The sequence below is a fragment of the Brucella ciceri genome, from assembly GCF_041930145.1.
Lineage (GTDB): Bacteria > Pseudomonadota > Alphaproteobacteria > Rhizobiales > Rhizobiaceae > Brucella > Brucella intermedia.
This window is the reverse complement of the sequence record NZ_JBHEEV010000001.1, coordinates 129395-148206: the sequence shown is the minus strand read 5'-3', so window position 1 is coordinate 148206 and position 18812 is coordinate 129395. Positions and strand designations below refer to the sequence as shown.

Here is an 18812-nt window from a genome sequence, read left to right as displayed (position 1 = left end):
ACGCGACATGCCGATTAAAATTCCTGACGATCTGCCAGCAACCAGTGTTCTCCAAGCCGAGGGCGTTATGGTCATGCGCGAAGCAGATGCCATTCGTCAGGATATTCGTCCGCTGAAGATCGGTCTCCTCAATCTGATGCCGAACAAGGTCACGACCGAGACGCAGATTGCGCGTCTTCTTGGCGCAACACCGTTGCAGGTGGAGCTGACCCTCGTTCGGATTACCAACCATGTGGCGCGCCACACGCCTGCCGATCACATGCTGTCCTTCTATCAGCCGTGGGAAGATGTGCGGGAGCAACGCTTCGACGGCTTTGTCATCACGGGTGCTCCGGTCGAGCGTCTCGAATTCGAGGAAGTCACCTATTGGGACGAAATGCAGCGTGTTTTCGACTGGACGCAGACCCATGTGCACCGGACGCTGAATATATGCTGGGCAGCGCAAGCTGCCGTCCATCATTTCCATGGCATGGGCAAATATGAACTGCCGGACAAGGCTTCGGGTGTCTATAGCCAGCGCAACCTTGCTCCGTCTTCGCCATATCTCCGCGGATTTTCGGATGATTTCAAGATTCCGGTTTCCCGGTGGACCGAAGTGCGCAAGAGCGACATTCCGGCTGATAGCGGGTTGAAGGTGCTGGTCGACAGTCCGGAGACGGGTCTCTGTCTGTTAGACGATCCGCATCACCGCTCGCTGCATATGTTCAATCATGTGGAGTATGACACCACATCGCTTGCGGATGAGTATTTCCGCGACATTCAGGCTCAGCCCGACACGAAGGTTCCGGCCAATTATTTCCCCGGAGACGATGCGACGCGCCAGCCGGAAAATCGCTGGCGCAGCCACGCGCATCTTCTGTTCGGAAACTGGATCAACGAGATGTATCAATCGACGCCATACGACCTAGAAAAGATCGGGAAGCGTTAAGAGCACATAGCAAGGACAGTCCGACCAGAACAGACCCTGTCCAGGGCAGGGCCTGCAACGACATGTAATCTAACGCAAGCCCGCCTGTTGCCGTGCCGAGGGCCACGCCCACGTGCATGGCAGACAGGTTGATCCCGACGCCGGCCTCGCTTGTCGCAGGATCGGTTGTCATGAGAAAACTCTGTACGACGGGCGATATCATCCAGCTCAAACAAGCCCAGATCATCAGCACCATACCAAAAACAGTGCCGGAGTTGATCGCAGCCGGTATTGCCATCAACGCCGTTAGATAGAGGAGTGGCGTCAGCACAATGGCCAGTCGCGGCGACAGCTTGTCGGCAAGCAGGCCGCCGAGATACCCGCCCGTCATGCCAGCCAGCCCAAAGGCCAACATCGCCCATATAATTCTCTGCGAAGAGACGTGCACGGCTTCCAGAAGGTAGGGGGTGAGATAGGCGAACAACACGAAATGACCGCCGATCATCATGATGGAAACCAGTTGCGCCGATACCAACCGGAAAGATTTCAGGTGCGGCGTGTAAGGCGGCACGCCGCGCTGGCTGCGTCCCGCGCCGGACAATGCATGCATTGACAGAAGTAGAACCAAAGCTGCGGCTGATGCCAGGCAAAGGAAAACCGTGCGCCAGCCCAGCCACTCATTGACGATCATTCCCGTGGGAACACCGGCGACCATCGAACCGCTTATACCCACGAATATGATTCCGATGGCGCGCCCGCGCATTGCCGGGATGACCAATTCCGTTGCCAGCATCGTGGCGATCAGGCAAACCGCCGCGCTTGCCATCGCCATCCCGATACGCGCGGCAAACAGAACCCCGTAATCGGGGCTCAAGCTGGCGAGAATATTGCTTGCAATGAAAACACCCAACGCAGAGACCAGAATGACTTTCCGCTCAAACCGTGTGGTGAGGACGAGCGCCAGCGGAGCGGCAAGCGCAAAGGTAATAGAGAAGATTGAGGTCAACTGACCGGCGGCGCTGACAGAAACATCTAGGCCGCGAGCGATGCCGGGAAGAGTGCCTACAATAATATTCTCGGCGGTGCCGGTAACGAATGTTGCCAGCGCCAGCACAAATATCCGGGTATCCATGTTTGCCGTTCCCTTTCATGGTAACCCCATGCGGGCAACAAACGGCCCGGCATGGCGATGTTGCATGCCGGGTTTCGAGGCAAAGCTTCGGTTATCCCTGATGTGACCTCATATCATTCAAACTGGTCTGTCGCTAGCTTTCGAGGGCTATCAGCTGGCGGCACGCGCCAGCCATCTGTGCCAGTCGTCTTCCGAACCGTGGAACACATTCAGGTCGATTTTGCCATTCACGCCCTGTGACAGGCCCGATCCGGAATACTGCCAGAACGTCCATGGACGACCCGGATAGACCTTGGATGGGTGCTGTGCAACTGCGCGCAGCCAGAATGGATAATTGGTAAAGGCACCTTTCAGATTGTCGTCGTAGAAATCCGGAGCGGTATAGATGATCGGCCGCTTGCCATAATGCTGCTCCAGCTTGTCCATGAAGACCTGCATTTTTTCCCGCACCTGCGCCGGGGATGGCCGTCTCTTACAGGACGAATCGCCATTCCATTCCACATCGATGACCGGAGGAAGCGCATCGGCTTCCTTGGGAACATTGCGGATGAACCAATCTGCCTGCTGGCTTGCCACACGGCACCAATAGAAGAAATGGTAGGCACCGCGTTTGATGCCAGCTGCTTTCGCTTCGCGCCAGTTCTTGCGGAACATTGGGTCGAGGTGGTCACCCCCGTCAGTAGCCTTGATATAAGCGAAATTTGCGCCCTGCGTGCGCAGTTTCACCCAATCGATATCGCCCTGCCAGCGGGATACATCCACGCCGTGCACCGCCAGCTTGCGCGGCGATGAACGTCCGAAATTGATTGGCTTCGCATCGCGAAAGCGGTGGCTATAGACTCTGGATCGTTCCTGCGGTGCAAAGCGCACGGGTGGGTAGGCCGCGACCTCCGGAGCCGCCGGTACCGAAATGCGGGCTTGCGGCCGCTCCTGTGGCTGCGGTCGCGGTGCAACAGGTACTGGGGGCTCTGCCTTGAATGGCCCGGCATCTGGAATAGGGCCTGCCCATGCCAGTACTTCCTCCTGGCTGGCGGCAGGCATCGGTTGGGAGGCGCTCACCATTTCACTCAAAGGAGCGGGCGGAACCGGGCGGACCACAGAACTCGTGGTCTCGGCCGAGGTTTTCGACTGGAGCATGATGCTGTCGACGCCAGAGCTTGACGTACAGCCCGTCAAGGCGGCGCAGGCAAGGGCAATGACTGATACAACCGAAGAACGCATGAGCACCCGTAACGCAAAACAAATGGGCTGCAACGCTCCTCCCGAGCTAATTGCTAATCAAAGCTTACCGGGAAAAGCTGAATCCAAAGTTTACGAAATTGCTAATGCAAATTCTTTAATTCGACTGTTTGAGGATTTTTATCAGAGCTGTTGCAGAATTTTCCAGTGCGGTTTCATCAAATCCTGAGAAACCCAGAATAAGTCCCTGACGTGGCGTCAGTTTTGTAAAGAGCGTCGATAGCGGATGAACCTCGATATCAGCCTCCGCCAGAACGGACGCGAGATGTATATCGCTTTGTCCCTCTGGCAAGGCCAACAGTAAGGATAGTCCGGCAGGCGGGGCTTCAATCCGGAACAGGTTCGGTTCTCCGGGTGCAAGCGCTGCTATCAGTTTGCGGCGGCGCGAGGCATGGATGCGGCGCATGCGTCTTATGTGCTGCGCAAAGGCCCCCGTTTCAATGAACGCGGCCAGAGTTGGCTGCGCGAGCGGCGAGGGCGCGGGAAACAACGTCTGACGTAGTTCCCGAAATTGCGCCACCCTATGCGACGGCACGATCAGAAAGCCGAGCCGCAAGACGGGAGAGAAGACCTTGGAGAAGCTTCCGATATACAGAATACGGTCCGGGTCCAGCGACATCAGCGCCGGCAGCGGCTGGCCAATATAACGATGCTCACTGTCGTAATCGTCCTCGATGATTATCGCATCACGTTCTCTTGCCCAGGCAATCAGTTCGAGACGGCGTCCCAAGGTCATGGTTACGCCTGTCGGGTGGTGCCGTGCCGGGGTAACAAAAGCGCCGCGCGCATCATCGGCCTTGTTTCGTCCGCTGGAAACGTCGAGCCCTCCGCCATCAACCGGGACAGGAATGATGTCCAGGCCATTGACGCCAAGGATCTTCCGCGCCGGTGGATATCCCGGTTCTTCCATCCAGAGCCTGTCACCGTGGGTGAACAAGGCTTCTCGGATCAGTGAAAGCGCGTCTGCGCTGCCGCCGGTTATTATGATCTGCTCCGGCGACACGACCATCCCGCGCCATTCGTGCAAATGGCGGGCCAACGATGAACGCAGAGGATGAAAGCCGAATACATCGTCACTGTTCAACAGGTCCGGGGAAGGCTTGCGCCAGATGCGGCCCAATAGCTTTCCCCACTCATCGTGGGGGAAATGATCGCTGTCGAATACGCCGAGACGAAAGGGCTTTGGATTCTCCCGGTGAAGATGCAGCTGGTCTATCACATGAAGAGGCGGTTGATTTACGGTCAGGCTGCTGTCGGGAAGTTCAGCGGCGACGTGAGTGCCCGAACCCAGCCTTCCCTCCAGATAGCCTTCGGCAATCAACTGATCGAATGCCGCAAGGACCGTTGTTCGCGACAAGCCAAGCTCCAAGGACAAGGCGCGGGTGGACGGCAGTCTGGCATTGGGCTTCAGGCGTCCGGCTAAAACGGCTTGCCTTATCTGGTCAACCAACTGGGCGGTAAGCGGAATATCGCTGCCGCGATCAATCCCGAACTCCGGAAGTGTATTGGAAATTGGCATCTTCGTATTCGGTCAAAGTGGCTATTTTGTCAAAGCCACTATGCAGGCAGTTTGGCCAGATATAAAGGAGAAATATCGGCCATGACGAAAGCCCCCACCGACCGCAGTCGCGTAAAGCGCCTGCACGAACGCGGCGCCTATGATGCAGCCACGGTTCATGCAATCATTGATGCCCAACCTCTGGCACATGTGGCCTATGTGTTCAACGGGACGCCCTATGTCACGCCGACGCTTGTCTGGCGGGAAGGTAATTTCATCTACTGGCACGGGTCATCCGCCAGCCGAATGCTGGAAAGCTGCGACCAGGCGGAAGTCTGCGTCAGTTTTACCCTGCTCGACGGACTGGTTCTCGCGCGTTCCGCGTTTCATCATTCCTGCAATTATCGCTCGGTCATGGCTTTTGGGACAGCGCGCAAAGTTTCCGACGTCGCGATGAAGGAGCATCACCTGCGCAGTTTCGTAAACGGGCTTTTCCCCGGACGCTGGGAAGGCTTGCGCCCGATGATGGCAAAGGAGCTGAAGGCCACCATGCTACTCGAACTGGAACTGAACGAGGCTTCGGCAAAAGTCCGTTCCGGCCCGCCGAAAGATGACGATGCCGATTATGCGCTGCCGATCTGGGCCGGTGTCATTCCCATGACTATCCAGATGGGAACGCCGGTGAATGATGGTCGTATTCTGCCCGGCGTTTCTGCGCCGCAAGGGGTTACGCAGTTCGGTTACGTGGTGGAAGCCGCCGAATAACCGTCGGGACTTATGCGGGTCCGAGAAAGATGTGCGTCTCGGACTTCGCGATCCCGTCCATGGCACGAATGCCTGTTACCAGCCGGTGAAATTCATTCATATTGGGGACTTCGATCTCCGCGATCAGGTCCCAGGTGCCGTTGGTCGTGTTCACTGCGGAAAAGCCCGGATTTTTACGCAATGTCGCAATAACGCTTTTGATGTTTCGTCCAGTCAGTTCGATCATCATGATGCCACGGATCATATCCGTAGACCCATGATCTTTCAGCCGCACCGTAAAGCCAGCAATGACGCCCGATGCGATCAAACGTTCCATCCGGCTCTGGATCGTACCGCGCGCTACCCCAAGGATGCTTGCAAGCGTCGGGATAGACGCACGTGCATTGATACGCAGTTCCGAGATTAATCGTTGATCCAGATCATCCATCGTCACACCGCCTTTTGACGATTTCGTCAGTTTGATTGCGTTTATCGCAGATTGCTGGACTTTTCTATACAGAATTGGCGTTTTCGTTGATCCTTTGCTCCGTTAGCGTGCTTGAAAACAAACAAGCCGGACAAGCAGCAACGAAACCGGCGGGGGAATTTCGGAGGTGGATCGATGAAACGTTTCGTTTTTCCGCTCCTGGATCACCAGGATGCGACGATCTTGCCTGTTCCGAATCTGTTTTCCCGAGCAATTTGCCGCCGCCCTTCAGGCGTCGGTGATCTGGAAAGATGCGTCCAGCCGGGCGCTCGGAACGGGCGTCGCCCGTGATCGCGTCACGATCACTTAGGAGAAAACGAAATGAAAACTCTTCTGTCTTCACTTATTGCCGCTGGCATCGGTGCCCTGATGATGCTCGCATCCGCGCAGGCGAATGACCTTGAAAAGGTCAAGCAGAGCGGTGAATTGCGCATCGGCATGAGCGGCGTTTTCCCGCCATTCAGCTTTGTCGACGGTCAGAACCAGGTTGTCGGCTTCGACGTCGATATCGGCACTGAAATCGCCAAGCGCCTTGGTGTGAAACCGGTTGTCGTAACCACCGCTTTCGATGGCATCATTGCCGGTCTGCGCGCGGGCAAGTTCGATGTGGTCGTCGGCAGCATGAGCATCACGCCCGAACGTGAAAAGGCCGTCGATTTTGCAGGCCCGTATTATCGTGGTGGCCGTGGCATCTTCGTGACGGAAGCTTCCCCGATCAAGTCCATGGACGAACTGAAGCAGGGCAAGACCATCGCCGTTACGCTTGGTGAAACCAGCGACAAGTGGGCGCGCGAGCAGGGCGGCTGGACGGTTCGCACCTATAAGGGCATTCCGGAATTGCTGCTCGAGCTTCGTTCAGGCCGCGTCGACGCTATTGCTTCCGATGATATTCCGATCCTGATCGCCATCAAGGAAAGCGGCGAGAAGGTTCGCCAGCTCGATACGCCGGAGCTTCAGGGCACCGACAATGTCGGCATCGCCCTGCGCAAGGGTAATCCCGAGCTGAAGGATGCCATCAACAAGGCTCTCGATGACATGAAGGCCGATGGCACCTACGAGAAAATCTCGACCAAATGGATCGGCCGCGACATCCGCTAACTATTTGAAACCCCTTGCCGGGATGGCTGTTCCACAATTGTCCCGGCAACATGTCTTTCCGACTTGGTTCTCCAGACAGGAAAGGGGAGATGATGAATTTCTCTTTGATGGCGGAGGTCTTTCCATATTTTCTGGAAGCCGCCCTGGTTACCGTCGAAATATCGGCGCTGGCCATTCTTATAGGACTGAGCGTCGGCGCGCTTGCCACAGCAGCGAAGCTATCGCGCTTCTGGCCCTTACGTTTTATCGGAGCCGCTTACGTCAGCGTGTTTCGCGGCACCCCGTGTCTTCTGCAGCTCTTCGTTCTCTATTTCGGCGGGCCGCAGATCGGCATCAATCTTGAGCCGTTCGCAGCCGGTGCCATTGGCCTCGGGCTCAATATCGGCGCCTATTACGCCGAAGCCATGCGAGGCGCCATTCTGACGGTGGATGCCGGCCAGAACGAAGCTGCCCGTTCCATCGGTTTCAGCAGCGGACAGTCGATGCGCTTTGTAGTGCTGCCGCAGGCAGCCCGCCTGATGATCCGCTCGCTCGGCGTCAACACCGTGATGCTCATCAAGGGGTCCGCTCTGGTTTCAGCGATTTCGGTGGTCGAACTGACGTATACGGCCCAGCGCTTCATCGGCTCGACCTACCGGCCCTTTGAAATCTTCGGGATCGCTGCGGCCATCTACATGGTCCTCATCTATATCGTTGCACGCTTCGTCGATTTCCTCGAAGCCCGCTACGCACTCAAATAGGCGGTGACACCATGCAACTCGATTTCTCCATCGTCCCGCCTTATACCGAACTGCTGATGACCGGCGTCTGGTGGACGCTCATCATCGCTGTGTCCTCATCTATCGTCAGCTTCTTCGGCGGCATCGCGTTTGCCTTGCTCGTCCTTTACGGCAACTGGCTGGTACGGTATCCTGTTCGTTTCTTCATCTGGCTGTTCATGGGCACGCCTCTGCTCCTGCAGCTCTTCCTGCTCTACTATGGCCTCTCGCAGATCGGCATCAACATTCCCGCCATGTGGACCGGCGTTATAGGCCTTGGCCTGCATTTCGCGGTTTATAATTCCGATCTTTTCCGCACTGCGATCCTGACCGTCGATCCGGGGCAGAACGAAGGCGCCCGTTCGCTAGGCTTCGGCAGCGGTCAGACCTTGCGCTACATCATCGTACCGCAGGCCGTGCGCAATGCGCTGCCGCAGGTGGGCAACAACCTGATTGCCCTTCTTAAGGACACGGCTCTCGTGTCGGTAATCGGGATCACCGAGCTGGTGCATGCATCGCAGCAGGCGATCAGTGAAACCTACAGTCCATTTGAATTCTACATCACTGCCGCAGTGATCTTCTACGCACTCAATCTCATCCTGGAAGCCGGATTGCACTGGATGGAAAAGAAAGTCGAGGCTTACCGATGAGCAACAGCAAACCCATGGTGGAAGTGCGCGACGTCCACAAGGCTTATGGCGCACTCGAGGTTCTCAAAGGCATCAACCTGTCGGTCGAACGCGGCCAGATCATTGCCATTATCGGTCCTTCCGGTTCCGGTAAAAGCACGTTGCTTCGCTCCATCAACCATCTGGAAACAGTCAATTCGGGCCAGATTCTGCTTGACGGCGTACAGGTGAACCAGTCGTTGAGCGGACGTGCCTTCGAGCGGCATATCAATGCCGTGCGCCAGCAGATGGGCATGGTTTTCCAGCACTTCAATCTGTTCCCGCATCTCAATGTTATGGAAAACATCACACTCGGGCCTATCAAGTTGAAGGGCAAGAGCAAGCAGGAAGCCCAGGAACTGGCCGTTTCCCTTTTGAAGAAAGTCGGTCTCGCCGACAAGGCTTCCATGTATCCGTCGCGTCTGTCGGGCGGCCAGAAGCAGCGTGTGGCAATCGCCCGCGCACTGGCGATGCAGCCGAAAGTCATGCTGTTTGACGAAGCGACATCCGCGCTCGATCCGGAACTGGTCGAGGAGGTCAATCAAGTCATGAAACAGCTCGCGCAGGAGCATATGACCATGCTGATCGTGACCCATGAAATGCGTTTCGCGGCTGAAGTCTCCGACAAGGTGCTGTTCATGGACAAGGGCGTCGTGGTGGAGGAAGGCAAGCCGGATGTGATCTTCACCAATCCGGAAAATGAGAGAACGCGTGCGTTCCTGAAAAAGCATCTCAACCAGTAAGTGACTTTTTAAAACAGATCATGACCCGCCTGTACCTTGCCCAAGGTACGGAGACGGGGAACTATTGAGCGAGGAAAGACCGTGGCAAGCCCAAATGAATGGAACCCGACGGAACGGGTGCGAGAACTCTCCTATCGCATGGTGAAATGGCCAAGTGAGACCGGAACACGTGACGAGGCATCGTTCGGACCCAAGCTTGCCGAACTTTTGCGCGAGATTCCCTACTTCCAGGAAAATCCTGACGACATTGCTGTCATCGACAGCCACGGTTCGCCAATGACCAGGAATGTCGTTGCGGTCGTTCGCGGCACCGGGCGGCGGACTTTGGCGCTGGCCGGCCATTTCGATGTGGTGGAAACCGGCAATTACCGGGATTTGAAACATTTGGCATTCGAACCCGATGCCTTGCTCGAAGCGCTTCTTGCTGACCTTTCGAGCCGTCCACTTGCACCGAACGAGGAAAAGGCTCTCGCCGATTTCAGGAGCGGAAATTACATTCCCGGCCGAGGCATGCTCGACATGAAAAGCGGGGTCGCCGCAGGCATTGCGGTATTGGAACGTTTCTCGCAACAGCCGGACCGGGAAGGCAATTTGATACTGTTCGCTACACCTGATGAAGAACGCGGGTCGCGGGGAATGCGCAGTCTGCGCGACGCCCTGCCGGAACTTGTCGAACGTTGGGGCCTCGATATCGCTGCCGGTATCAATCTGGATGCGACAAGCGATCAGGGCGAGGGTGCGGAAGGCCGCGCCATCTATCGTGGCACCATCGGCAAACAGCTTCCCTTTGCTTTCGTGGTTGGCCAGCCTTCCCATGCGAGCTATCCGTTCGAAGGTGTCAGCGCGCATCTCATCGCGTCCGAAATCATGCGGGCGGTCGAAGCCAATGCGGCTGTTTGCGATACGGGCGACGGTGAGGTCTCGCCTCCGCCTATCTGTCTTGAAGCACGAGATTTCCGGGGCGGTTATGAAGTGACCACGCCGGAACGGACATGGGTTGCGTTCAACTGGCTGACCCATTCTGTCTCGCCAGATGCCCTCTTTCAGCGTTTCAAGTCGATTGTCGGCGAGGCGCTGGATCGCGCAATCACACATTTCAATGTCGAGGCGGACCGGTTTGCAAAGCTGGTCGGCAGCGAGGCCAACGTCAATCACAAGGGCCGAATTCTGACCACAGCCGAGTTGCGCGAGGAGGTTCGGCGCGTTGGCGGCGATGCAGCGCTGGAACGGATTACAGCCTTGGAATCTGAACTTTCAAGCAGCGACAACCCGCTCCTCATTACGCGCGAACTTGTGGACCGAATGGTCGCGGAGGCGCGCGTTACTGGCCCGACGGTCGTTATCGGCTTTGGAAGTCTCGTCTATCCGCATGTTCGCATGGGAGTTGAAACTGTAGAAGAACAGCGTTTTGCAGAAGCTCTGGAAACCGCACGTGTGGATGCGGAGCGCCAGTTCGATACGACTATCCGGTATCGGGAGATATTTGCCGGTATCTCCGATATGAGTTTCTTCGGCCATGTGCCGGATGCGGCGGATAGTGAGGTCATTGCGGCCAACACACCGGCAGCTCAATTCATAGACCGTGCCAATCCGAAGGCGCTTTCATATCCTGTGGTGAATATCGGTCCTTGGGGCCGCGAGTACCATCAGCGGCTGGAACGGGTCTACGCTCCCTATGCCTTTACCGTGCTGCCGCAGTTTCTCTATGACATAGCCGCGCGCTTCCTCAAGCCCTAGCTGTTGCAAATAGCGCGATGTCCTCACTTTGCCTGATTGACGGTTATAGCGATCATGTGGAGGACATCGTCAGCGCTGCAACCGCGGGAAAGGTCGTTGGCCGGTTTGGCCAGACCCTGAAGCACGGGACCGATGGCCTGCGCGCCACCGATGCGTTGGGCAATCTTGTAGCCGATATTGGCGGCCTCGAGATTGGGAAAAACGAACACGTTGGCGTTGCCTTTCAACGGTGAATCCGGCGATTTTGCGTGGCTGATCGCCTCCACAAAAGCCGTGTCGAATTGAAGTTCGCCATCGATGCACAGATCAGGCTTCCGGTCTCTGACCGTCCGCGTCGCCTGCACCACCTTCGACACGCGCTCATGCGCGGCACTGCCGCCGGTGGAGAAGGACAGCATGGCGACGGCTGCGTCTTTTTCGGTAAGCTGGCGGTAAGAGTCTGCCGACTGAATGGCGATATCGGCAAGCTGTACGGCATCCGGTTCCACCACGAGCCCGCAATCGGCAAAGACGAAAGCGCCTTTCTTCTGATGATAGGTCTGACATAAAAGCATCAGGAAAAAGCTTGAAACAAGCGATGCTCCTTCGGCCTTGCCGATGATCTGCAACGCGTGGCGAACCACATCAGCTGTCGTCGCAACCGCACCGGCAACCGTTCCATCGGCATCGTCTTCACGCACCATCATGGCAGCAAAGCCGAGCGGCGTCCTCACCATCGCCTCGGCCTGTTCTTCCGTCATGCCCTTGGCCTGGCGCAGCTGGTAGAGTTTGTGCGCATAATCTACACTTCTATCCGATATCTTGGGATCGATAACTGCAATTGATGATCCATTGCCTACAACGTTTTCGGACCCCATAAGCGTGATGCGGGCAATGCCTTCGCGCTCCGCACGCAGCGCCGCGTCGATTATGCGCGGGTCTTCGCCCTCGGCCAGCACGATGTGACGCGGCCTCGAACGCGCTTTTTCAAAAATCTTTTCTAATGGCAGCATGGAAGTGTGTTTCCCCGGAGTGGCCGGGAGGAAAACCTCCCGGCATCATCGTCAAACCGGCATCTGCTGGCGCATGTCGGCCTTGTCGATGCCCGCCACGACAACCGGTTTTTTCATTGCATCGCGGCGGAACGGTTCGCCCAGTTCCTGGTTGAGCACCACTTCGATGAAGGTGGTCACACCCTTTGCCTGTTCGTCGATCGCCGTCTGCAAGGCTTCGGTGAGCGCCTGCTGGCTATCAACGGTCACACCCTTGAGGCCGCAGCCATCAGCCACCTTGGCGTAGCTCAGGTTCGGATTGAGCTCTGTGCCGACAAAGTTATTGTCGTACCAAAGCGTCGTGTTGCGCTTTTCGGCCCCCCATTGATAGTTGCGGAAGATGACCATGGTGATCGCAGGCCAACCCTTGCGGCCGATGGAGGTCATCTCGTTCATGGAGATGCCGAACGCACCGTCGCCTGCAAAACCGACCACCGGCGTGTCGGGCTGGCCGATTTTCGCGCCGACGATGGAAGGAAAGCCATATCCGCAAGGGCCGAACATGCCCGGCGCCAGATATTTGCGGCCTTGCTCGAAGCTTGGATAGGCATTGCCGATGGCGCAATTATTGCCGATGTCGGTCGACATGATGGCGTTTTTCGGCATGCCGGCCTGAATGGCGCGCCATGCCTGTCGCGGCGACATGCGGTCCTTTTCGCGGTCCCTTGCCTCCGCATTCCACTGTGTGCCGGGATCGTCATCCTCATGATCCATTGAGGAAAGCTGCTGCAGCCAGGCGGACTTGCGCTGATGGATGAGTTGCTTACGCTCATCGCGACCTGTGTTGCCCGCATTGGCTCCCAGTTGATCGAGTATCTGCTGTGCAACCTGCCTGGCATCACCGCAAATGCCGACCGAGATTTTCTTGGTGAGCCCGATGCGGTCCGGATTGATGTCAACCTGAATGATCTTTGCATCTTTCGGCCAGTAATCAATGCCATAGCCGGGCAGTGTCGAAAATGGATTGAGGCGGGTGCCGAGGGCCAGAACAACGTCAGCCTTGGCGATCAGTTCCATCGCGGCCTTCGAACCATTATAGCCGAGTGGGCCTACGGACAGCGGATGGGTGCCGGGAAAGGCATCATTGTGCTGATAGCCGCAACAGACCGGCGCATCGAGCCTTTCGGCAAGAGCAATGGATTCCGGGATCGCGCCCCCGATGACGACACCCGCGCCGTTGAGAATAACCGGGAATTTTGCTTCCGTCAGAAGCTTTGCGGCTTCGGCAATCGCCTCGCGACCGCCGCTCGGGCGCTCCAAACGCACGATTTGCGGCAGGTCAACATCGATGACCTGCGTCCAGAAATCGCGCGGAACGTTGATCTGTGCCGGAGCGCAACCGCGCCATGCCTTCTCAATCACCCGGTTCAGCACTTCGGGAATGCGGGTCGCATCGCGCACTTCTTCCTGATAGCAGACCATTTCCTCGAACAGCGCCATCTGGTCCACTTCCTGAAAGCCGCCCTGACCAATGGTCTTGTTGGCAGCCTGCGGCGTGACAAGCAGCATGGGCGTGTGGTTCCAGTAGGCCGTCTTGATGGCGGTCACGAAGCCGGTCACGCCGGGGCCATTCTGGGCAATGGCCATGCCCATCTTACCGGTCACACGCGTATAGCCGTCGCAGATCAGCGCCGCATTCGTCTCATGTGCGCAATCCCAGAAGGTAATGCCTGCCTTTGGAAAAAGATCAGACACCGGCATCATCGCAGAACCGATGATGCCAAATGCATGTTCTATCCCGTGCATCTGTAGAACCTTAACAAATGCCTCTTCCGTCGTCATTTTCATGGCGCGTACCTTTCCTTGGAATTCAGAGAACTTCGTCTTTCAGCGCATACCAGCGATACATTGCGCGCTGGCCTATGCGCCTGAATGGAGTGAGCATGCCGTAGCTCGGCAACTCGGAGGTGAAGATCGGCAGGTCCAGTCCCTGTCCGCCACCTGTCATCAATTGGGCGACGCGGCGTCCGGCCTGCGCCGAATACATCACGCCATTGCCGCCATAACCCATGGCATAATAGATTTCCTGCGCCGGGTCGGGACGGTAGATGCGGGGCATCATGTCATGGCTGACATCGACCCAGCCCCACCAGGAATAGTCGATCTTGACGCCTTTCAGGGCCGGGAATTTTCGGTAAAGGCCAGAAAGCAGAAGATCGTAGTGCTTCGGGTTTGGAGCATCAGCTCCTGTAATGGCGCTGCGGCTGCCGATCTGCATCCGCCCATCCGGCAGAAATCGGTAATAGTGGCGAAGCGTGCGTGTATCGGTCAGCGGGATGCCCGTTTTCGGACCGCATGCCTCGATTTCCTCCGCTGTCAGCGGCCGCGTGACGATGGAATTCGACAGCACCGGCATCAGCCGGTAGCGGGTGAGCGGATGAAGACCGGGGGAGGTATACCCTGCCGTCGCAAAGCACACCTGTCGCGCCTTGACCGTGCCGTTCGGCGTGTTGAGGTGGAAAACACTGCCGCTCTTGCGGCAACTTAGAACGGGGCTTGAAGTGTGTACCTTCGCTCCAAGCTTGCGGGCAAGCCGGAGATAGCCGAAGGCCAACTTTGCGGCGTGAATGCCCATCCCGTCCGGTTCGTACATCGCACCGCGTGCTTCCTGATCGCGGATGAAGTCGCGGTGGATTTCATCGCGGCTGACCATCCGTGTGCGATAGCCGAACACGTCATTCAGCAGGCGGGATTCCTTCTCCAGCGATGGGAGAACCTTCTCACGATGAGCGATGTAGAGATGACCGCCGTCCTGCGGGTCGCAATCGATTTCGGGTTCGGCAATCAGAGACCGGAAGAGATCGAAACCTTCGGCGATTTCCCTGTGCAGCTTGCGGGCAACGTCCACGCCCCAACGCTCGATCCATTGCGATCGCTTGAGCCGTCCGGCGGAAATCTGCGCCTGTCCGCCATTGCGGGTACTGCATCCCCAGGCCACGCCGTTCGCTTCCAGTACCGTAGCCTTGACGCCATGGTCGCGGGCAAGGTGGATCGCTGCCGAAAGACCCGTGTAACCAGAACCGACGATGACGACATCTGCGTCAACGTCGCCCCGAATGGGGCCGTCATCTTCCGGCGCGGAACCGGCGGTTCCGATCCAATAGGTCGGCGCATAGTCACGGCCTTGTCCCGGCGTTTTTGAGACCACCGGATCATAGGCGGGATCGAATGGTTGGGTGGCCGAGAAACTGTTGAGCGTGTGGGTATCCATATGTCGGTCCTCCAATTCACCGACGGACAATGTTGGGGCTTACGCCTTCAGCAAAGGCCGGTTCTTGCGGAATGCCTGCTTGCGGACGATCTTGCCGCCGCGCTGTGTGAAGAGATCGCAGCCTTCGGCCTCGACGCGCGCGCCGCTGGCATCGGTCCCGCGAAAGGTCCATTCGGATACGGCGCGGTCGCCGCTCACGAAATGCCGGTGTCCGTCCCACCTCACGTCGGGCATGGCAGCCCAAACCCCGGAGAAAGCCTTGGCAATGGCGTCCTTGCCTTCGATGCGGGTGCCGTAGACCTCATCGCCGCCGATGGTGAAGAACACGCAATCATCGGCGAAAAAGGCCATGATCGCGTCGATGTCGTGCCGGTTGAAGGCGTCGAAAAGATCGGAAAAATGTTTCTCTGTGAGTTGCCCTGCGGACATTCGGTTGCTCCCTGCCAAGTCTGGTATGCGTCTTGTTTTCGGGCAAAGCCTGCCCGTGGCGCGGCAGCACTGCCGCGCGGTTGATGTTGCGAACTGGATTTCGGGCGGGTTGTTAATGCGGTCGAGGCATCGTCAGATTTTGCCCTTCCACGGAATAAGCACCTTTTCCAGATAGCGGATCAGGAGGTCGAAGGCGAAAGCGAACACGCCTATGACTATGATGCCCATGATGACGGTGTCGCTTGCCAGAAACTGCGCGGCATTGAGCACCATGAAGCCAAGCCCGCGATGTGCTGCCACCATTTCCGCGGCAACCAGCGTCGTCCAGCCCACACCGATGCCGATGCGCATGCCGGTGAAGATTTCCGGCATTGCCGCTTTCATGATGACCTGGGTTATCACCTGGGTCCGGGATGCGCCCATGGCGTAGGCGGCATGGATCTGTTCCGTCGAGACCGAGCGAACACCGGCTCTCGCCGCAATAGCCATCGGCGCGAAGATGGCGAGGAAGATGAGGAACACCTTCGGAAATTCGCCGATGCCGAGCCAGATGATGATCAGGGGCAGATAGGCAAGCGGCGGCAACGGACGGTAGAACTCGATAATCGGGTCCAGCACGCCGCGAACGAAACTGCTCATCCCCATCATGATGCCGATCGGAATTGCCGTGACACAGGCAATCGCGAAAGCGCCCAATACGCGTCCAAGGCTGGCGAGCGTATGTTCGGCCAGAGTGGAGTTTGCCACACCGTCGGTCATCGCCACCATGAACTTGCCATAGACCGCAAAGGGAGAGGGGAGAAACAGCGGCTTGACCCACCCCATTCCAGTTACGAGAAACCAGAGCCCCAGCAAGATCAGTGCGGTCACAAGGCTGATGAAGCCGCTGTTGCCATCGCCGGGGGCGCCATAGATTTTACCGGGTTTGACTGGTCGTGCCCGAGTGACGAACTCAAGCATGGACCAGTTCCGGGTTTCCTGATGCACGTTCATCGCCATAGATAATCCCCAGAATTGTCTCACGCATCTTGATGAAATCGGGACTGGACTTGACGGCGCGCGCGTCACCGCATTCCAGAAAGCGTCGGTTGAAATCCAGATCGTAGGTGTGAGTGATCCGTCCGGGACGCGGCGACATGACGATCAGGCGCGAACCGAGAAACAGGGCTTCTTCGACGCTGTGAGTGATGAAGAAGAACATTTTGTTGGTCACCTGCCAGACCCGCAACAGCAACTCCTGGATCGTCTCGCGGGTGAGTGCATCGAGCGCCGCCATCGGCTCGTCCATGAGCAGCATCGCCGGATCGCAGGTAAGAGCGCGGGCGATGCCCACGCGCTGCTGCATTCCGCCGGAGAGCTGGTAGATCTTGTGATTATGAAAATCCTGCAGGCCTACCAGGGCCAGGTTTCTTGTGGCGCGTGCGCGGCGCTCTGCCTTCGGCACGCCTTGAAGCTTCAGGCCGAACTCGGTGTTGTCGATGACATTGAGCCAGGGAAGAAGTGCGTGTTTCTGGAACACGACACCCCTGTCGGCGCCGGGGCCGCGCACCTGGCGTCCACCCAGCGTGATTTCTCCGGATGACGGGATCATGAAACCAGCCATCAGATTGAGAAGCGTGGTCTTGCCGCAGCCGGACGCACCCAGCGCCACCACGAAATCCCCGCTGTCGATCCGCAGATTGACACCCTTCAGTGCAATCACGGCTTCTTCCACATAAAGACCGGGATAGGTCAGACTGACATTCGATACGTTCAAAGTTTCCATAACGTCACCTTTCGGGAACGAGAAAGCGGTTCCAGCATAAACCAAAGGTTGCATCATTGCAGGAACCGTCTCGGTGCAGCGACTGTCCCTCAAAGACATGCGCTGGTGGAGGCGCTTGAATTACTTCACGTAATTACTTTGCGGCTGCTTCGGCAAAACTGCCATTTACGTTGCCGCTATAGTCGTCCAGAGCCTTGTCGAGCTGTTTTTGATCGACGAGGAATTTTGCGCTCTGGGTGACAGATTTGAGCGCGCCGCTGTCCTTGCCACCGCCGAGCCAGCTCGGTGAGGCCTGTTCTTCCACTGTTGGGAAGGACAACAGTGCGAGCGCGCCGGGTATGTCAGCGGCATTGCCGCCGATCAGCTTGACCATACCCTTCACCTGGTCTGAATCTGCCGTCCACTGGCCACCATTGGCCTTGTAGTCGGCATAGGCATCCTTGAGCACGGCGGTGAAGGCGGTCATGAATTTCGGATTCTCGCTGGCGAAACTCTTGTCGACCACGAGCCCGTCGAAAGTCGGAACACTTTTTGCGCCAATTTCTTCCGAATTGGCAATTTCCTTGCCCGACTTGAGAATTTCGGAAAGAGCAGGGGGCCAGACATAGGCCGCATCGATATCGCCTCGCTGCCAAGCGGCAACGATTTGCGGCGGCGTCATGTTGAGGATTTCCGCATCGCGTGGATTGATCTTCCAGATGTCGTCCATGCCGACGAGAAGATGAAAGTGGGAGGTCGAGACGAACGGCACGCCGATCTTCTTGCCCTTGAGATCTTCCGGCTTCTCGATGCCGGAGCCTTCGCGCGCCACCAGTGCTTCCGACTTGCCGATATTATCGAGGATCCAGAAGAGCTGGAGGTCGACCCCGCGTGTGGCAGCTGCCGCGATGCCTGTCGAGCCGATCACGCCTACCGGCACGTTGCCGGACGCAAGGGCTGTGGAAATATCTCCGCCCGATGCGAACTGGCGCCAGTCGATCTTGTATCCGGCCTCCTTGGCGGCCGCATCGAATTTTCCGTTGGCAATCGCAGTCAGAAACGGCCCTACGATCTGCTGATAACCGACCACGACCGTGGTTTCGGCATAGGCCGCAGACGTGGAAAGCGCTGCTGCGGCTGAAAATAACACCACCCGTTTTATGCTGTTGAAATAGTTCATGGAGTTCCCCTTCCATTTAAGAACCATGTCTGACTTGGTCATGACCGTTGGCGTTTTTCGCCAATCTCCAGTTCCGATTACAAACGATAGCCACGTCATCACATTTGCCTTATATCCAGTTGGAATAGTCAATAAGTCCAGTTTGGCGGCGGCGACGGTGCCGCCGGAGATGCGGACATGTACACACTTTCGCCAGGCCCAATTAT

Annotated in this window: 18 protein-coding genes; 7 read left to right on the top strand and 11 right to left on the bottom strand. The window is 57.3% G+C overall.

Annotated elements, in window-relative coordinates:
* Nucleotides 1-7 precede the first annotated feature (7 nt).
* Nucleotides 8-928, top strand: a complete 921-nt coding sequence (metA, locus tag JNC63_RS00645; protein WP_025091985.1) for a homoserine O-acetyltransferase MetA — start codon at nucleotides 8-10, stop codon at nucleotides 926-928.
* Here metA and JNC63_RS00640 read toward each other — a convergent pair.
* From JNC63_RS00640 to pdxR, 3 genes are all read right to left on the bottom strand, one after another.
* Nucleotides 873-2039, bottom strand: a complete 1167-nt coding sequence (locus tag JNC63_RS00640) for an MFS transporter (RefSeq protein WP_021585624.1) — start codon at nucleotides 2037-2039, stop codon at nucleotides 873-875. The two genes, metA and JNC63_RS00640, sit on opposite strands and share 56 nt — an antisense overlap.
* Nucleotides 2040-2189: 150 nt before the next feature.
* Nucleotides 2190-3260 carry a glycoside hydrolase family 25 protein gene (locus JNC63_RS00635; protein ID WP_031346209.1) on the bottom strand — a complete coding sequence of 357 codons (1071 nt, stop codon included), beginning with the start codon at nucleotides 3258-3260 and terminating at the stop codon, nucleotides 2190-2192.
* Between the two features lie 115 nt (nucleotides 3261-3375).
* Nucleotides 3376-4797 carry a MocR-like pyridoxine biosynthesis transcription factor PdxR gene (gene pdxR, locus JNC63_RS00630; protein WP_063620436.1) on the bottom strand — a complete coding sequence of 474 codons (1422 nt, stop codon included), beginning with the start codon at nucleotides 4795-4797 and terminating at the stop codon, nucleotides 3376-3378.
* Between the two features lie 81 nt (nucleotides 4798-4878).
* Between pdxR and JNC63_RS00625 the strand changes: the two genes are divergently transcribed.
* A complete protein-coding gene (locus JNC63_RS00625; RefSeq protein WP_021585621.1) occupies nucleotides 4879-5541 on the top strand; it encodes a pyridoxamine 5'-phosphate oxidase family protein in 663 nt (220 codons plus the stop codon).
* 10 nt (nucleotides 5542-5551) lie between these two features.
* On the opposite strand, the gene JNC63_RS00620 is transcribed toward JNC63_RS00625, so the two are convergent.
* Entirely contained in the window at nucleotides 5552-5968 is a 417-nt protein-coding gene (locus JNC63_RS00620; protein ID WP_006471741.1) for an Lrp/AsnC family transcriptional regulator, read from the bottom strand.
* A 360-nt stretch (nucleotides 5969-6328) separates the two neighbouring features.
* Between JNC63_RS00620 and JNC63_RS00615 the strand changes: the two genes are divergently transcribed.
* The 5 genes from JNC63_RS00615 to JNC63_RS00595 all read left to right on the top strand — a co-directional run bounded on the left by JNC63_RS00615 (nucleotide 6329) and on the right by JNC63_RS00595 (nucleotide 11011).
* Nucleotides 6329-7105: an ABC transporter substrate-binding protein gene (locus tag JNC63_RS00615; RefSeq protein WP_063620435.1), complete on the top strand. Its 777-nt coding sequence runs from the start codon at nucleotides 6329-6331 to the stop codon at nucleotides 7103-7105.
* Between the two features lie 92 nt (nucleotides 7106-7197).
* A complete protein-coding gene (locus JNC63_RS00610) occupies nucleotides 7198-7845 on the top strand; it encodes an amino acid ABC transporter permease (RefSeq protein ID WP_006471742.1) in 648 nt (215 codons plus the stop codon).
* Between the two features lie 11 nt (nucleotides 7846-7856).
* Complete coding sequence (locus JNC63_RS00605; protein ID WP_021585617.1) at nucleotides 7857-8513, top strand: amino acid ABC transporter permease; 657 nt, start codon at nucleotides 7857-7859, stop codon at nucleotides 8511-8513.
* The gene (locus tag JNC63_RS00600; RefSeq protein WP_006468764.1) at nucleotides 8510-9274 is read left to right on the top strand and encodes an amino acid ABC transporter ATP-binding protein; all 765 of its coding nucleotides are present in this window, start codon (nucleotides 8510-8512) and stop codon (nucleotides 9272-9274) included. The genes JNC63_RS00605 and JNC63_RS00600 overlap by 4 nt, the downstream gene beginning before the upstream one ends.
* A 138-nt stretch (nucleotides 9275-9412) precedes the next feature.
* Entirely contained in the window at nucleotides 9413-11011 is a 1599-nt protein-coding gene (locus JNC63_RS00595; RefSeq protein WP_081252482.1) for a M20/M25/M40 family metallo-hydrolase, read from the top strand.
* A gap of 23 nt (nucleotides 11012-11034) precedes the next feature.
* Here the strand turns inward: JNC63_RS00595 and pta are convergent, their stop codons facing one another.
* The 7 genes from pta to tauA all read right to left on the bottom strand — a co-directional run bounded on the left by pta (nucleotide 11035) and on the right by tauA (nucleotide 18606).
* Entirely contained in the window at nucleotides 11035-12003 is a 969-nt protein-coding gene (gene pta / locus JNC63_RS00590) for a phosphate acetyltransferase (RefSeq protein WP_021585615.1), read from the bottom strand.
* A 51-nt stretch (nucleotides 12004-12054) separates the two neighbouring features.
* The gene (gene xsc / locus JNC63_RS00585; RefSeq protein WP_021585614.1) at nucleotides 12055-13830 is read right to left on the bottom strand and encodes a sulfoacetaldehyde acetyltransferase; all 1776 of its coding nucleotides are present in this window, start codon (nucleotides 13828-13830) and stop codon (nucleotides 12055-12057) included.
* A gap of 22 nt (nucleotides 13831-13852) precedes the next feature.
* Nucleotides 13853-15253 (bottom strand): NAD(P)/FAD-dependent oxidoreductase, encoded by a 1401-nt coding sequence (locus JNC63_RS00580; protein ID WP_021585613.1) that lies wholly within the window; start codon nucleotides 15251-15253, stop codon nucleotides 13853-13855.
* 39 nt (nucleotides 15254-15292) lie between these two features.
* Nucleotides 15293-15682 (bottom strand): nuclear transport factor 2 family protein, encoded by a 390-nt coding sequence (locus JNC63_RS00575; protein ID WP_063620434.1) that lies wholly within the window; start codon nucleotides 15680-15682, stop codon nucleotides 15293-15295.
* Between the two features lie 132 nt (nucleotides 15683-15814).
* Complete coding sequence (locus tag JNC63_RS00570; protein ID WP_006471746.1) at nucleotides 15815-16642, bottom strand: ABC transporter permease subunit; 828 nt, start codon at nucleotides 16640-16642, stop codon at nucleotides 15815-15817.
* Nucleotides 16635-17447, bottom strand: coding sequence for a taurine ABC transporter ATP-binding protein (locus JNC63_RS00565; protein WP_006471747.1), 813 nt, complete (start codon nucleotides 17445-17447; stop codon nucleotides 16635-16637). The genes JNC63_RS00570 and JNC63_RS00565 overlap by 8 nt, the downstream gene beginning before the upstream one ends.
* Nucleotides 17448-17580: 133 nt before the next feature.
* Nucleotides 17581-18606, bottom strand: a complete 1026-nt coding sequence (gene tauA / locus JNC63_RS00560) for a taurine ABC transporter substrate-binding protein (RefSeq protein ID WP_021585610.1) — start codon at nucleotides 18604-18606, stop codon at nucleotides 17581-17583.
* Nucleotides 18607-18812: the final 206 nt, after the last annotated feature.

Bases quoted from the DNA above. Each gene is read 5' to 3' on its own strand.
- metA (WP_025091985.1), top strand. From the start codon at position 8: ATGCCGATTAAAATTCCTGACGATCTGCCAGCAACCAGTGTTCTCCAA.
- JNC63_RS00640 (WP_021585624.1), bottom strand. From the start codon at position 2,039: ATGGATACCCGGATATTTGTGCTGGCGCTGGCAACATTCGTTACCGGC.
- JNC63_RS00635 (WP_031346209.1), bottom strand. From the start codon at position 3,260: ATGCGTTCTTCGGTTGTATCAGTCATTGCCCTTGCCTGCGCCGCCTTG.
- pdxR (WP_063620436.1), bottom strand. From the start codon at position 4,797: ATGCCAATTTCCAATACACTTCCGGAGTTCGGGATTGATCGCGGCAGC.
- JNC63_RS00625 (WP_021585621.1), top strand. From the start codon at position 4,879: ATGACGAAAGCCCCCACCGACCGCAGTCGCGTAAAGCGCCTGCACGAA.
- JNC63_RS00620 (WP_006471741.1), bottom strand. From the start codon at position 5,968: ATGGATGATCTGGATCAACGATTAATCTCGGAACTGCGTATCAATGCA.
- JNC63_RS00615 (WP_063620435.1), top strand. From the start codon at position 6,329: ATGAAAACTCTTCTGTCTTCACTTATTGCCGCTGGCATCGGTGCCCTG.
- JNC63_RS00610 (WP_006471742.1), top strand. From the start codon at position 7,198: ATGAATTTCTCTTTGATGGCGGAGGTCTTTCCATATTTTCTGGAAGCC.
- JNC63_RS00605 (WP_021585617.1), top strand. From the start codon at position 7,857: ATGCAACTCGATTTCTCCATCGTCCCGCCTTATACCGAACTGCTGATG.
- JNC63_RS00600 (WP_006468764.1), top strand. From the start codon at position 8,510: ATGAGCAACAGCAAACCCATGGTGGAAGTGCGCGACGTCCACAAGGCT.
- JNC63_RS00595 (WP_081252482.1), top strand. From the start codon at position 9,413: ATGGTGAAATGGCCAAGTGAGACCGGAACACGTGACGAGGCATCGTTC.
- pta (WP_021585615.1), bottom strand. From the start codon at position 12,003: ATGCTGCCATTAGAAAAGATTTTTGAAAAAGCGCGTTCGAGGCCGCGT.
- xsc (WP_021585614.1), bottom strand. From the start codon at position 13,830: ATGAAAATGACGACGGAAGAGGCATTTGTTAAGGTTCTACAGATGCAC.
- JNC63_RS00580 (WP_021585613.1), bottom strand. From the start codon at position 15,253: ATGGATACCCACACGCTCAACAGTTTCTCGGCCACCCAACCATTCGAT.
- JNC63_RS00575 (WP_063620434.1), bottom strand. From the start codon at position 15,682: ATGTCCGCAGGGCAACTCACAGAGAAACATTTTTCCGATCTTTTCGAC.
- JNC63_RS00570 (WP_006471746.1), bottom strand. From the start codon at position 16,642: ATGCTTGAGTTCGTCACTCGGGCACGACCAGTCAAACCCGGTAAAATC.
- JNC63_RS00565 (WP_006471747.1), bottom strand. From the start codon at position 17,447: ATGGAAACTTTGAACGTATCGAATGTCAGTCTGACCTATCCCGGTCTT.
- tauA (WP_021585610.1), bottom strand. From the start codon at position 18,606: ATGAACTATTTCAACAGCATAAAACGGGTGGTGTTATTTTCAGCCGCA.